We start from the raw sequence: 14,539 nt of genomic DNA, 5'->3' as shown, positions 1-14,539 counted from the left end.
CATAATAGTATATTTAATTCAATTATAAAGCTATGATTTATAGACGATAGAAAGGCTACCGGAGGTTTAGTTCAACACGGGTTTGGCGTCATGCAGGGTGACGTACTTAAAATCAAGTGTTGTTTTTCAAATCAACTTTAGTGCTGGGTTGACAGTTTTGTCCTTCGATTTCCCACCTTCGGCAATACATAAAACGTTAGCGGCTATTTTGCAGACGACTACCGCGACAATATTGTATGAAGAAAAAATACCTTTGGTTAATTGCACTTTTAAAAGCATTAATATCTATCTGTTCCGACATTTCACATTCTCAAAACAAAGTATCGAAATTCTTTATCCCCAAAGCACAGCAATCTCTGAAAAGCTGTGTTTCGTATCTCCTATTTCGCTTTGTTACAACGCTTCATGTTGATAAATCAAATTAATATCTAGCCTTGTATAATTAGTCAAAAGTTTTATCCTACTCAAATTGGGCTTTCTAGCCCATTGTAGAAATAAATTATGCTTCCGACCTTAGTTAAATAATATAATAGAATGAAAATTTAAAACAGCTTTAAATAGTAAACCTAGTAATAGAACTATGTTATATGAGTCTTTAGCAACTTTAATATTTTATTCTTAAAAACATCATTTAGTTCCTAAAATAAGTTATATAAAGAAGTAAATTATTAGGTAAAAAAAGGAAAGAATTTTTGCAAATAGATATTTTAAAATTATAACAAGGGTCAATAAAATATATTGAAGAATATTCTATTTGTTATTAAAAGCAATAGTACACTAATTATCAATTATTACAAATTAAAAAAATGAAACAAAATCAACTGTCAAAACTTATTATTTATTTTTCTATTTTACTTTTTTCTCTTGTGAAAAAGAACAAACAACAGAACCCCCTGCCAACGGTAATGATGCTTACAAACCTGTAAATGTATTGAACGAGAAAGCAGGTTTTGAACATGTTTGGGATACTACGCGATTAATGCAATTTTTAGGAAGGTATGGGATAAGTGATATGACGATAGAAGACAATCACTTGTTGCATTTTGTTTTTACTGAAAGACATACAGGGACGGGCGTACGTAGTTATCATCGAAATACGATAGACCTTAATACCAAAAAAACAGTTCCCTTGCCTAAAGACGCTGCTCAATACCCAGATTTTGTGAATTTTTTAAATGCAGGTGAAACAAAATTAGTGGTAGATAACTTTAGGCCGTATACCAATCAATATATTATGGTTTTAGCTCAATATATATCTGGGTTTGGGACTCGAGGTATTCGATTACTAGTATCGGGAGATGCTCAATATATATCAGAGGTCGGAGCATATCCTAGTGATCCACCTTTAAACCATACGGATGATGCTGCTTTGGGTTATCGAGATTTAAGCATGGGCGCGTTTCCAAGCACAATATACTCATTTTACGGAGCTGTAAATAATCCACAACCCTATCTAATTACAGGATTAAGATTAGCTTATGGCCTCTACATAGCATAGGAACTTATAAATCCGACAATTTAGGTACCCTTAAAACGCTATTTACCGAAGTTAGATTAACCGGTAAAAATACAGTGTTTGTAGCAACTAAGGATAATCAATTACTTGTTGGCGAATATATGCAAATAGGTATACCAGTATACCAAACAGAAACACCTACTACGTTGGTAGCCTCTATACCTTACACCAGATATGAAGAAGTAATTAATAGATACGAAGGGGAATATAAAATTGAACGTCATTATAGTAAAGATGGTAAACAGATGGGGCTCTTTTTTCAACATCCAGACACAAAAAAATATTACTCTTTTACCTATAATTTTGTTAGCAAAGTCATTAAAAAAGTATTGGATGGGGTAATCTTGGAATATGGAGATGATGAGAAAAGCGATGTGGCTTATGATGAACAAGGTAATTTATATTACACAGGCTTTGAGGGCAATGGCAGTAATAAAGTAGGTATATCTATCTAAAAAGTTTCTACAGCTGGTCATTCGCTAGTGGGTACAGACAACTTTCTGAAGGTTGGAGAGGTAGTACATTTAAAATACCTACTTGGTAAAGTTTATATTACTGTACAGGGTACGAAAACAGGTACATCTGTACAACAACTTACCATATTAAGACAAAAATAAAAAGTTTGGATTGGTGACAGCTATATAAAATATATGGGAGAATATATATCAAATTATAAATTTAAATAGATTATTTAGAAGGATTAGTGTTGATAGAGAGTTAGCTTGGAAATTCAAAACTTAGAAGCTAAACTAAAAAAAATGATAGTCTAACAACAACCCAAATTGTCATTGTAACACTAAATAATGCAAAATTAACAGAAGAAAATTTTGACAAATATGCAATAGACCTTTCAAATTTTTGGGGAGTTGGAACAAAAGAAAAAAACGACGGACTACCTATTGTCCTAAGTCCTCAACTAAGAAAAATAAGATTAGCTACAGGATTATGAACTGGAAAAAATATTGACGGACAAAATTTGTGACGATATAATTTAAAACATTATTATACCTGAATTTAGAAATGACGAATATTTTGAAGGAATCGACAAAGCTATTGACGAATTTATAATCAATGGAAATAACTCATACTACCGCTAATATGGGTAACTGTTGCACAACTACTTCTAAAAGTTAAAGATTAAAAACATTCGACCTCGTTTAATACTTTCTAAGCGAGGTTTCCTTTTCTACAAACCAAAGACATACTTTTAAATATAGTCCCGCTTAATCAGCTATTTTAAACCTACAATTTAAGTAATGGACTTCACTGTACTCCGAAATATACCCTAGCCCAAAAGGTAGAATACACAACCTCAATGCTAAGTAAAGTCTATATTTGAAAGGTTCGGAATTCTATATTGCAAAATTTAAAGACTCATACCCTGTTTATTTTCCAGGTAATTCGTGAGTACTTCGTAGTTACCATGTTTTTTTATTTAACTTTACAAATAACCATCAAATGAAAAATAATTAAACGTGGATTTTAAAGAGTTTAATTTCAACCCCGAACTTTTGGAGGGCTTACTAGCGATGGGTTTCAAAAACGCTACGCCTATACAAATACAAGCCATTCCTATCATTACAGCGAATAAAGATTTAATTGCTTGTGCGCAAACAGGTACAGGAAAAACGGGTGCTTTTTTGTTGCCAATAATGAATTTGTTGACACAAAAAAGTGATCGACATAATTCGGTTTTGATTTTAACCCCTACCAGAGAACTAGCGCAGCAAATCGATTTACAAGTGGAAGCGCTTTCGTATTTCACCAATATCAGCTCCCTAACGGTCTATGGCGGCGGTGATGGAGCAACATACCTTAATCAAAAACAGTCGATGAAAGATGGTGTAGATATTATTATAGCAACACCAGGGCGTTTAATTTCACATCTTGCATCTGGTGCGTTAAAACTAGATAAGTTAGAACATTTGGTTTTAGATGAAGCTGATAGGATGTTGGATATGGGCTTTTATGATGATATCATGAAAATAGTGAATTATCTACCCCAGAAACCTCAAACGGTAATGTTCTCGGCTACTATGCCGCCAAAAATCAGAAAGCTTGCAGGTACTTTACTACATGAGCCTGAGCAAATTAGTCTGGCTATTTCGAAACCAGCAGAAGGTATTAACCAGCAGGTTTACCTTATACATGACAGTCAGAAAGTTCCATTGCTTACCGAATTATTAAAGTCTGCGGAATACAACAGAATAATTGTTTTTGCGGGTAGAAAAGAGCAAGTAAAAGAGTTAGGTAAGGTTTTCCGTAAACTAGGTCTTGAAGCCGAGGCTTTTCATAGCGATTTGGAACAGCAGCAACGTGAGGCAATTATGCTCGACTTTAAAAATGGAAAATGCGATGTGCTAATTGGTACCGATGTGTTGAGCAGGGGTATCGATGTAACGGGGATCGATTTGGTGATCAACTATGACGCACCGCAAGATCCTGAAGATTATATTCACAGAATTGGACGTACCGCCAGAGCTGCAACTACTGGAACTGCTATAACTTTCGTAAACGGGAAAGATAAAAGAAGGCTAGCAAATATCGAAAAACTAATTGAACGTTCTATCGATCGTATTCCTCTACCAGAGCATTTAGGTGAGGCACCGATAGAAGAACCTGTCAGCGAAAGAAAGCCATATTATAAGAAGAAGAAAAAACCTTTTTATAAAAAGAAGCCGAAATCAGTTTAGCAAAAATACACACTGATTAAATAACTTTTATTCTAGCTATTTACAATGTTTCAATGACTGTAGTTAACCCTAAAAATCACAGAACATGTTAGGACTAAAAACAACAATATACAAAGTCGAGAATCTTAATGAAGCAACTGCATGGTACAACAAAGCATTTGCAACTGAGCCTTACTTTAACTAATCCTTCTATGTTGGATTTAATATTGCAGGCTATGAACTCGGTTTTCAACCTATTGAAAAAATGGAAAATAACAGAGCTGATCATGTTATTTCCTATTGGGGTGTCGAAAATATAATTGAAGAATATGACAGAATCTTTAACTATTAGGCACCTGACAATAAAACCAAAAAGGTGGAAAATATTTTGAATGAAAATGCTTTATAACATCGGTAACCGTTGCGCAACTACTTCTAAAAGCTAAAAATTCAAAATATTCGACCTCGTTTAAGACATTCTTAGCGAGGTTTGTTGTTTTATTAAGATTGGCTAAATGATAATTTGACTGGTTTATATTCGCTAATTTCAAGGCTGATAATTGCATTTTTGATAAACAAAAGCAGACGTTATACTACAACCATAATTTTAGGTCTATATGATTCAAGATTTTGACAGAATTTTTGCTTCCTTGTATACTCTAAGTTAATAAAATTTCACTAAATTACAGTTGTGCAAAACGTTCGTGGCAGTATAATGAGAACCAACAATGATAGAGAATATTTATAATATATTTCTTGACGATAAATTGCTAGGGACATCGAAATTAGAATTTGGCGATCCACCTATGGGTATTGTGTTTGGACAAATAAATTTTGTTGAAGCAAGTGTTGGTTATAACTTTATAAAACAATATTGTATTGACAATTTAATAGAAATTCGAACAGACTATCCAAATGAAAAAATAATTGCAACAGGAAAGATTGAAAATCTTAAAGTTTGTAATTCTGCGAATTGTGAAATTGTTGGAATAGGAAATAGTATTGAAGGTATGGACACTGACATTTACACAATAACTATTCTTGGGTTAGATGAGGAAATTTATAGAAAGGAATTTCCGATAAACATTGCTGAATATGAACACAAATTCAATAGTTAGAAATGGAAAGAAATAATCAGAATGACCCCGTGAATTTACATGTAGATACCAAAGCGACACCTTTTGCGCAGACTTATTTTCACGGTACAAAGGCAATTTTAAAGATAGGTGATTTAATACAACCTGGATTCAATTCAAACTTTGGACAAAGAAAAAGAGCAAAATATATTTTTCTATCTGCGACATTGGATGCTGCTATTTGGGGTGCGGAACTTGCTCAAGGCGAAGGTAAAGAAAGAATATATTTGGTAGAGCCAACAGGAGTGATAGAAGATGATCCTGACTTGACGGATAAAAAATTTCCAGGAAATCCAACACAATCTTATCGTTCAACACATCCGTTTAGAGTTGTCGGAGAAGTAACAAATTGGCAAGGCCACACATCAGAACATGTTAAAGTAATGAAAGATGCTTTAGAAAAATTAAAAGAAAAGGGAATTGACTCATTAAATGATGAGTAGCATATATTGCAATACAGCGAAGCATTTGCACTATAATAACCAAGAGGAAGGTTTAAATACTCGAAGAGAATTTGCTCATGATATTACTTGTTCGAAGATTTACGCATGTTATGAAGTAAAATTGCGTTTCTAATTTTATGTGTATTCTAGTTAAGTGATTTGCTTTAATTGTGTTATTTATATTTATAGGAAATAATATAAATTGCAGCGTTACAAACCTAAATCTCGTTTTTCTTACATTCTTAAAATCTAAATTTCATAATATGAAAGCAGTCATTTGTACCAAATATGGTCCACCTGAGGTTTTGCAAATTCAGGATGTGCCCAAACCAACTCCCAAAAACAATGAAATTCTTGTCCGAATAATTGCATCTGCCGTCAATTCAGGGGATGTCAGGGTAAGAGGGTTGGCTGTACAAGGTTTTTTGAAAGTGATTATGCGGTTGGTTTTGGGTTTTACAAAACCAAGAAAACCCATTTTAGGTGTGGTGTTTTCAGGTGTTGTTGAGAGTGTTGGCGATAAGACTTCCAAATTTAAAGTTGGCGATAAGGTTTTTGGAATGACAGGCTTCAAATTCGGAACCCATGCAGAATACATTGCTATCAATCAGTATAGTAATGTACTAGTAATGCCTGATAATTCCACATATGAAGAGTCAGCTGCAATTATTTTTGGGGGGCATACAGCTATCCATTTTCTCCATGAAATGAAAGTCGCGGACAACCCAACCCAACTATTTTAATTATTGGTGCGACTGGTTCCGTTGGAACTTCTGCTATACAGATTGCGAAATATTTTGGTGCGAATATTACGGCAGTGTGTAGTTCAGAGGTTGGGAAATCGTGGAATCCTTAGGCGTTGAGGATATTATTATGTGCGATCGAGAAGATTTTCTAAAACAACCCAATCAATTTGACTTTATTTTTGATGCGGTTGGCAAAACTACGAAGAAGCAATGTAGAAAGCTGTTGAGGGATGGTGGAGTATATAAAACGGTTGGCGGTCTGGAAACTGCTTCGGAATCTAAAGAGCAGTTGGAGTTATTGAAATTACTTTTTGAAAAAGGACTTCTCAAAGCTGTTATCGACAAAACATATACTCTAGAAGAAATAGTTGAAGCTCATCGTTATGTTGATTCTGGAAGAAAAAAGGGTAATGTAGTGCTGAAAATTACTGATTAAATTAAGATATATAATTTCTATACAACTCAAAATATAAGATGATTTAAGGAGTTATTAAAATGTTCTTTTCAAATCCCATAGATAACTAAATATTAACTTCTATATTTAGATGATTTTACCCTACCATTAAAAGCTAAATTACGAAAAAAGAAATGCATGTTCAATCGCATAGCATCTACCGTTTGATTGCAATCATAAGTCTCGTATGTCTTGTGGTAGTACAATTTCAATTGATCTATAACACATTTGAACTCACAAATAATCAATATTATATCAAGGAAAAAGATGTAATTCATCAGAATTACAGTGCCCTAATCCGTAATGATAAACTTTATCCTGGTGCGCAAAAAATAATAGATAAACATATCATTCCACAAATGCCGCTTTTTGAACGATTGTATGAAAACGATCGACGAGCTTATAATAAAAAGATAGCGGAAGTCTGGAATGAGGTGATTTCAGAGTTGCGGTTACGACAAAATATGGATACTATTTTTCCAAACATTGTCGAGCAGTTCAACCTGAATGATAAACTAAAATATGGACTTTATGTGGAACATATGAGTCTATCTTTTGATGGAGTGAACTATGTTCCTGTCTTTATGCCTAGTGTTGATGGAGTAAGTTCTTCCCACCCGAATGGAGATAGAATCGCCGGGACGCTTGATCGTATTGATAAACAAAATCAAGTATCAGGCTATACTGTAAGCGCGCATACGAAAAACTCTTATCAGATTACATTTGCATTGTATGTAGATCAAGATAATAGAGTACTGCAGATTTTTAAGGCTATGCTGCCTACTTTTTTATTGTCAATATTTTCGATTCTATTAGTTGTTGGAATTTACTTCATTACCTATCAAAATTGGATGAGACAAAAGAAGTTGACAGCGATTACTTCCGATTTTATAAATAGTATTACACATGAATTTAACACACCAATAGCTACTATTTTAGTTGCCAATCAATCACTTGAAAATTCCGTGTTAATGAATGATAAAGTGAAATCAAGAGATTTGATAGCAGTGATCAAACGTCAATCTATTCGCTTAAAAAATTTAATTAATCAATCACTTACCATCTCACAACTCTCGAGTATTAATTTGGATAAGGCTCGTTATTATCTGCCTTCTGTTTTGTTGGAATTATTGGAAGATTATAGTTTAAAATTAGAAGACAATGTGTCGATAATACCCGATATCCAACATGATGTAAGTGAGTTAGACTTGAATAAATTCCTTTTCACCACGATGATATATAATTTGCTGGACAATGGCATAAAGTACAATGAGTCTTCGGAAAAAATAATTCAGGTGAAAGTATATCAGCAGGATAAAGATGTTTTTATACATATCGAAGATAATGGCGTTGGTGTTAATTTGGAGAGTTTGAAACATATTTTCAAAAAGTTTTTTAGAGGAAAGCAGCGTGTAGAAGAAGGTGGTTTAGGATTGGGGTTATTCTATGTGCAGCAAGTTGTCAATTTACACGATTGGGATCTTTCGGTAGAAAGTGAAATAGGCAAAGGGACAAAATTTATAATTAAGATTAATACGAGGAGATAGATGTTAGCTAAAATATTATTTGTAGAAGATGAAGTGGATTTAGGTAATGTGGTGAAGCAATATTTAGAATTACGCGGATTCGAGGTTACATGGGTTCAAAGCGGTAAAGATGCATTGGACTGTATTTTGGCTGGGGAGAGTTATAATCTTATTATTTTGGATATTCAGTTGCCAGACATAAATGGATTTGAAGTTGCTGAAAAAATAAAGAAACAGAATAATGATATATTCTTTCTATTCCTGACCTCAAGAAATGAAAAGAAAGATAAAATATACGGATTGGATATCGGAGCCGAAGATTATATTACTAAGCCATTCGATATCGATGAATTGATACTACGCATTAAAGTGATATTGAGAAGATCTGGATTTTTTCAAGATCAAGAAGTCCATCCAACGTCTGATCAGTACATATACCAAACGAGTGATGTTACATTTGATAGTAGTCTCATGCAGTTGATTGTTGCCGATACTAAACCAATTGTATTAACTCAACGGGAAGTAGATCTACTGGTGTACTTTTTCCAACATAAAAATAAAGTTCTCAAACGAGATGAAATACTCACTGCTGTTTGGGGGGATAATGACTATTTTTTGGGGCGGAGTTTGGATGTTTTCATTTCCAGATTGCGAAAAATTTTAAGTCATTCAACAACCATACGTATAGAAAATATTTATGCGGTAGGATTTATCTTCAAACTTGAAGAAGAACATTCGTAATTAGTCAAAAACACACATATTTTTCTTATTAACAATTTGTTAACAATCCGTTAGGAATGGATTAACAACTTGTTGTCTTTACTAATGCTAATTTTATATATCGGCTCTAAACCGTGTATACTTAAATTATATTTTACCAATCGCATTATGAAAATAAACAGACAAATATCGCTCATTAGTATTAAAAAACTAAATGGTTTTAGCTATCAGTTCTCTGTCTTTCATTTAGGTTGGTCTTTTAAAAACCTGACAAATACTACTACCTATTAAAAATAATATTCACCGAAAACAAACTAATCAATTATGTATGAAATGAGAACTATACACATTCTAAAATTTACAATGCGAGGTGTTCAAATCCTATTGACACTTTGTGTTTTGAGTTCTATGGTATTTGCGCAGAGCAACTCTAGTATAGAAATTCAAGGTGTTGTAAAAAATGAATTGAACGAAAATCTGAGTGCAGTGAGTGTTATTAATTTGAAAACCAATCTTGCTGTGACCACCGAACAGTCTGGTAATTTCAAAATAATGGCTGAACGGGGGGATTCCTTGCGTTTTTCCTATGTTGGATTTGAGGATCAATTTGTAATAATAAACAATAGTATAACATTAACGATAACCATGAAGGCGTTGAATAATAGCCTGAATGAAGTTGTCGTAGTGGGCTATGGTCAACAGCGTAAGATAAACATGGTGGGCGCGCAATCTACAGTAAAAGTGGAGGATCTAAAGCAGCCTGTTGCGAACTTGAGTGCTACTTTAGCGGGGCGAATTGCTGGGCTCGTGGGGGTACAGCGTACTGGTCTCCCTGGGAGTAATTCAGCCGACGTATGGATACGGGGTATTTCTACATTTAATTCCCAAAATAGCGCATCGCCACTTATTGTGGTGGATGGGGTTCAGGGTAGGGATCTGAATGCTTTTGATCCTGAGGATATTGCGTCATTGACAATTCTGAAGGATGCGTCTACGACTGCTGTTTATGGTGCTCAAGGAGCGAACGGTGTAATCTTGATTACCACTAAAAAAGGTCGTGTTGGAAAGCCTACTTTGATGTTTAATTACAATCAGGGTATGGTAGATTTTACCAAAAGACCGGATTTGACAAATGCAGAGCAATATATGCGCTTGCGTAATGAAGCAATGGTGGCATCAGGTTTAGCTCCCGAATATAGCGATGAGTATATTCAAAATACTTTAAATGGAACTGATCCAAACTTGTATCCAAATGTAAATTGGTTGGATGCTCTCTTTAAAAATGCTTCATACAATAGAAGAGCTAACTTTAGCGCACGAGGAGGAACAGAGAATACCCAATACTATACAGCTATATCGTATTATGATGAATCCAGCTTGTTGAAGACTGATAATTTACAAAGTTATAAGGCAGATACCCGATTCAGAAGATATAATTTCACTTCAAATGTGGATATGAATTGGACCAAAACGACGAAATTTTCTTTTGGAATATTAGGCTATGTAATCAATAATAATTATCCAGGTGTCAATCCTCAAGAGGCTTTCGGTCGCGTGATGCAGACTAATCCTGTATTGTATCCATTGATGTATCCAGGCAACTATATTCCAGCAGTTAATCAGTCTTCTGATGCACAGCCCAATCCTTATGCCTTAATAACGCAGACCGGATATCAAAATAACTTTTCTAGTCAATTGAATTCTAGCGCAAGAATTACACAAGATTTGAGTAGTTGGACTAATGGATTGTCAGCATATGGAATGTTTTCATTTGACACGAATAATTCGCATAATATCGCTCGTACACGCAATAGAACGACTTATTCTATAGATCGTGCTAATCCGTACAATGAAGACGGCTCGTTGAATCTCGTGATTATGTCCAATGGTTCAGAAGATTTAGGATACGGCAGAAGCAATAGTGGAGATCGACAATTCTATTTTGAAAGTGGATTTAATTACAGTCGCCAATTTGATAAGCATAATGTAAATGCCCTGTTGTTGTATACACAAACTGATGAAGTATCTGCTTTTGCAGGTGACCTAACCTCCTCATTGCCATATCGTACACAACGTGTAGTAGGTAGAGCTAACTATTTGTACGATGATCGTTATGCTGCAGAATTCAACTTTGCTTACGATGGTTCAGAAAACTTTGTGCCGAGTAGAAGATTTGGGTTATTCCCATCATTTGGTGTGGGGTGGATATTATCAAATGAGAAATTCTTTGAATCTGCTAAAGAAACATTTCAAATGGTCAAGCTTCGTTACTCAAATGGTATCACGGGTTCTGGAGGTGGAGGTCGAAGATTTGGTTTCTTAACGATTGTAAGTACAGGTGCAAGTGGATATTCATTCTGGAATGGAACGAGTAATGTAGGTTATGGTGGAGTAGCAATCTCTGATTATGGTTATGATGTGACTTGGGCTGAATCACATAAGCACAATGTCGGTATGGAGTTTACGACATTAAAAGGCAAGTTGAATGTGACAGTGGATTGGTTCAAAGAAAATCGCTCTGGAGTATTTTTACAAAGAGGAAGTTTGCCAAATTATCTAGGACTTCAAAATCAGCCTTTTGGTAATTTGGGAATTATCAAAAACCAAGGCTTTGACGGTACTGTAGCATTAGAAAATCTAGAATTAGGAAAAACCGTCTGGTCATTTAATGGTACGTTCTCGTACAACAAAGACCAAGTTATAGAAAATGACAATCCACGTCAATTATTTCCATACTTGGAGCGCAGAGGAAGGAATTTCTTAGCCGGTTATGGATACGTGGCTGATGGACTATTCCAAAGTCAAGGAGAAATTGATATTCATGCAGATCAATCGGCGTTGGGTGCGCAGCGTGTAGGGGATATTCGTTACAAAGATTTAAATGGTGATGGAGTAATTAATACCTACGATCAAACGAAAATTAGTAATGGAGATGTTCCAAACCTTGTATTTGGTGCGGGATTCAATGTCAGTTACAAGAAAGTTTATTTTGGCGCCTTCTTCCAGGGCATACAAGGTGCGGAAAGAAGAATATCAGGTGACGGTATTATTCCATTCAATAATAGTACAGGCGCCGAACGGAGTAACTTATTTACTATTGCGGAATCGCGTTGGACAGAGGCAAATCCTTCTTCAGACGTTTTCTATCCACGTCTAGGCTACGGTAATTCTGTAAATACCAACAATGCGGTGGCGTCTTCATGGTGGGTGAAAGATATTGACTTTTTAAGACTAAAGACCGTGGATTTCGGTTATTATTTGCCAACAGAAAGATTGAAAACTTGGGGATTAAAAAATGCAAGAGTATACTTACAAGGCGTGAATCTGTATTACTGGAGTAAATTCAAGTTATGGGATCCAGAATTAAATACGAGTAACGGATCATCTTATCCGAATACGCGTACCATTTCTTTGGGACTTCAAGCTAATTTTTAATGATAATAAATTTCGCTATGAAGATTAATCAAACCCAAATCAGTAGGATCATCAACATTAACGTTAACAACATGAAAACTAAAATATTATCAATATTAATGGCAGGCGGGGTTTTTCTTACCTCATGCTCAGGATTCTTGGATCAAATTCCAGATGATGTTTTGACCGTAGAAGATATATTTCAATCAAGGAACTATGTAGATAATTACTTAACACAAATTTACGCAAATCTCCCTAATGAGATGTCACAAAGGTTTGTTGGTAATCAATATGCAGGTCCTTGGACGGCCGCATCGGACGAAGCGAAATATACATGGGATTTCAATTATGCCAATAATATGAATAAAAGTACCTGGGCGACTACAGATGGTTCAGTTTCTACCTTTTATGATAATTATTATAAGTCCATACGAAATGCTACAGATTTCATCGATAAAATAGATTCTGCAAATCCCGCAGAGGTTAATGATGCGATGAAATCAAGATACAAGGCAGAAGCAAGAGCACTTCGAGCGATGTACTATTTCTTTTTGATTCGTATATATGGCCCAGTTCCATTAGTAACAAATGTTATTCCAGTAGACGCTCCGTTGTCGGAAGTGTTGTTGCCTCGTAATAGTTTTGACGAGTGCGTTGATTTTATCGTGTCTGAGCTTGACTTAGCCTATGTTGATTTGCCTACCACACCTGTGAATAGCGAATTCGGCAGAATCACAAAGGGAATGGCTAAAGCTTTCAAACAACAAACGTTGCACTGGGCAGCTAGTCCTTTGTTTAATGGAAACACGGATTACGCAAATCTTAAAAATACAGATGGTAAACAGCTTGTATCTCAAACTTACGATGCGAACAAATGGAAATTAGCAGCAGATGCGGCTAAAGAGTTTTTAAATGAATTCGTTCCGAATACGTACAAATTATATGAAGAAAATAATGCTGACCCATTTGTGAAAGCCTATTTGTCTACGCGCAATGTCATGTTGAGAGAGTGGAATGAAGAATGGATTTTTGCACGTACTGATGCCCAAAATTATTCGCAATATGACAAAACTCCAAAACATGTTGGCTATACAACTGATGTACAAGGTGGAGGAGCATTAGGTGCAACACAGAAAATAGTAGATGCTTATCACATGGCTAATGGATTACCTATAACAGATGGTGCATCAGGCTACGAATTAAATGGTTTTACGGATTACAGAGCGCCATTTGATGCAAGAGCGCGAAGTACATTTAAGCCATGGGCAAATCGGGAACCACGTTTTTATGTCGGAATCACTTATAATAGAAGCTATTGGTTGAATCAAGGTTCGAATTCTAGTGAAGTCATTACTGTAATGGAGCTTTCTGGTAATTCTGGACGTAGGCAAAGTACATCAGACGTTTCTCCAACGGGGTATATTATCCGCAAGAATGTTTCTACCAATGGTAACAACCGAGGGTCGGTACAATTAAGATTAGCACAAATCTACTTGGATTATGCGGAAGCATTAAACGAATATGAGCCAACGAACAATGATATCGTCACCTATCTAAATTTAGTACGCCAACGTGCAGGAATTCCGACCTATGGTACTGGTGTTGGTCAGATAGCAAGACCAGCGAATCAAACTGCTATGCGTACGGCTATTCGTAGAGAGCGACAAGTTGAATTAGCATTTGAGAATGTACGTTATTTTGATTGTAGACGTTGGAAAACTGCAGTAGCAGAGTTTGGTGGGGACGTTTTCGGTATGAATATGTTTGCTGATGGAAATGCATTCTATGACAAAACGTTAATTGAAACACGTGTATTTAGACAGCGAGATTATTTATTCCCTATTCCGAATAATGAAATTTTAAAAAATGAGTTGATGGTTCAAAATCCTGGATGGTAATATTTAATAAATGT

At 35.2% G+C, this 14,539-nt stretch carries 11 protein-coding genes and 1 pseudogene; all 12 read left to right on the top strand.

Going from position 1 to position 14,539, the window contains the following annotated elements; translation table 11 throughout:
• Positions 1–931 precede the first annotated feature (931 nt).
• Positions 932–1,498 (top strand): hypothetical protein, encoded by a 567-nt coding sequence (locus GOQ16_RS12060; RefSeq protein ID WP_160069509.1) that lies wholly within the window; start codon positions 932–934, stop codon positions 1,496–1,498.
• A 119-nt stretch (positions 1,499–1,617) separates the two neighbouring features.
• A complete protein-coding gene (locus tag GOQ16_RS12055) occupies positions 1,618–1,971 on the top strand; it encodes a hypothetical protein (RefSeq protein ID WP_160069508.1) in 354 nt (117 codons plus the stop codon).
• A 323-nt stretch (positions 1,972–2,294) separates the two neighbouring features.
• Positions 2,295–2,465: pseudogene (locus tag GOQ16_RS18150) on the top strand (TPM domain-containing protein); the annotation flags it as partial.
• Positions 2,466–2,991: 526 nt separating this feature from the next.
• The gene (locus GOQ16_RS12045) at positions 2,992–4,209 is read left to right on the top strand and encodes a DEAD/DEAH box helicase (protein WP_192922526.1); all 1,218 of its coding nucleotides are present in this window, start codon (positions 2,992–2,994) and stop codon (positions 4,207–4,209) included.
• 707 nt (positions 4,210–4,916) lie between these two features.
• Positions 4,917–5,306: a hypothetical protein gene (locus GOQ16_RS12040; protein ID WP_160069507.1), complete on the top strand. Its 390-nt coding sequence runs from the start codon at positions 4,917–4,919 to the stop codon at positions 5,304–5,306.
• Positions 5,307–5,308: 2 nt separating this feature from the next.
• Positions 5,309–5,767: an NAD(+)--rifampin ADP-ribosyltransferase gene (gene arr, locus GOQ16_RS12035; RefSeq protein WP_160069506.1), complete on the top strand. Its 459-nt coding sequence runs from the start codon at positions 5,309–5,311 to the stop codon at positions 5,765–5,767.
• A 263-nt stretch (positions 5,768–6,030) separates the two neighbouring features.
• Positions 6,031–6,510: an alcohol dehydrogenase catalytic domain-containing protein gene (locus GOQ16_RS17640; protein WP_204987471.1), complete on the top strand. Its 480-nt coding sequence runs from the start codon at positions 6,031–6,033 to the stop codon at positions 6,508–6,510.
• 100 nt (positions 6,511–6,610) lie between these two features.
• On the top strand, positions 6,611–6,949 hold the full coding sequence (locus GOQ16_RS17635; RefSeq protein ID WP_204987470.1) for a zinc-binding dehydrogenase: 339 nt from the start codon (positions 6,611–6,613) through the stop codon (positions 6,947–6,949).
• A gap of 212 nt (positions 6,950–7,161) precedes the next feature.
• Entirely contained in the window at positions 7,162–8,514 is a 1,353-nt protein-coding gene (locus GOQ16_RS12025; RefSeq protein WP_160069505.1) for a sensor histidine kinase, read from the top strand.
• Positions 8,515–9,234, top strand: coding sequence for a response regulator transcription factor (locus tag GOQ16_RS12020; RefSeq protein WP_160069504.1), 720 nt, complete (start codon positions 8,515–8,517; stop codon positions 9,232–9,234).
• 312 nt (positions 9,235–9,546) lie between these two features.
• Positions 9,547–12,648 (top strand): SusC/RagA family TonB-linked outer membrane protein, encoded by a 3,102-nt coding sequence (locus GOQ16_RS12015; protein WP_240141030.1) that lies wholly within the window; start codon positions 9,547–9,549, stop codon positions 12,646–12,648.
• Between the two features lie 71 nt (positions 12,649–12,719).
• Positions 12,720–14,525, top strand: coding sequence for a RagB/SusD family nutrient uptake outer membrane protein (locus GOQ16_RS12010; protein WP_160069503.1), 1,806 nt, complete (start codon positions 12,720–12,722; stop codon positions 14,523–14,525).
• The last annotated feature ends 14 nt before the right edge of the window (positions 14,526–14,539 follow it).

The sequence above is a fragment of the Sphingobacterium bovisgrunnientis genome, assembly GCF_009829085.1.
GTDB classification, from domain to species: domain Bacteria; phylum Bacteroidota; class Bacteroidia; order Sphingobacteriales; family Sphingobacteriaceae; genus Sphingobacterium; species Sphingobacterium bovisgrunnientis.
This window is presented reverse-complemented; position numbering and strand designations above follow the sequence as displayed.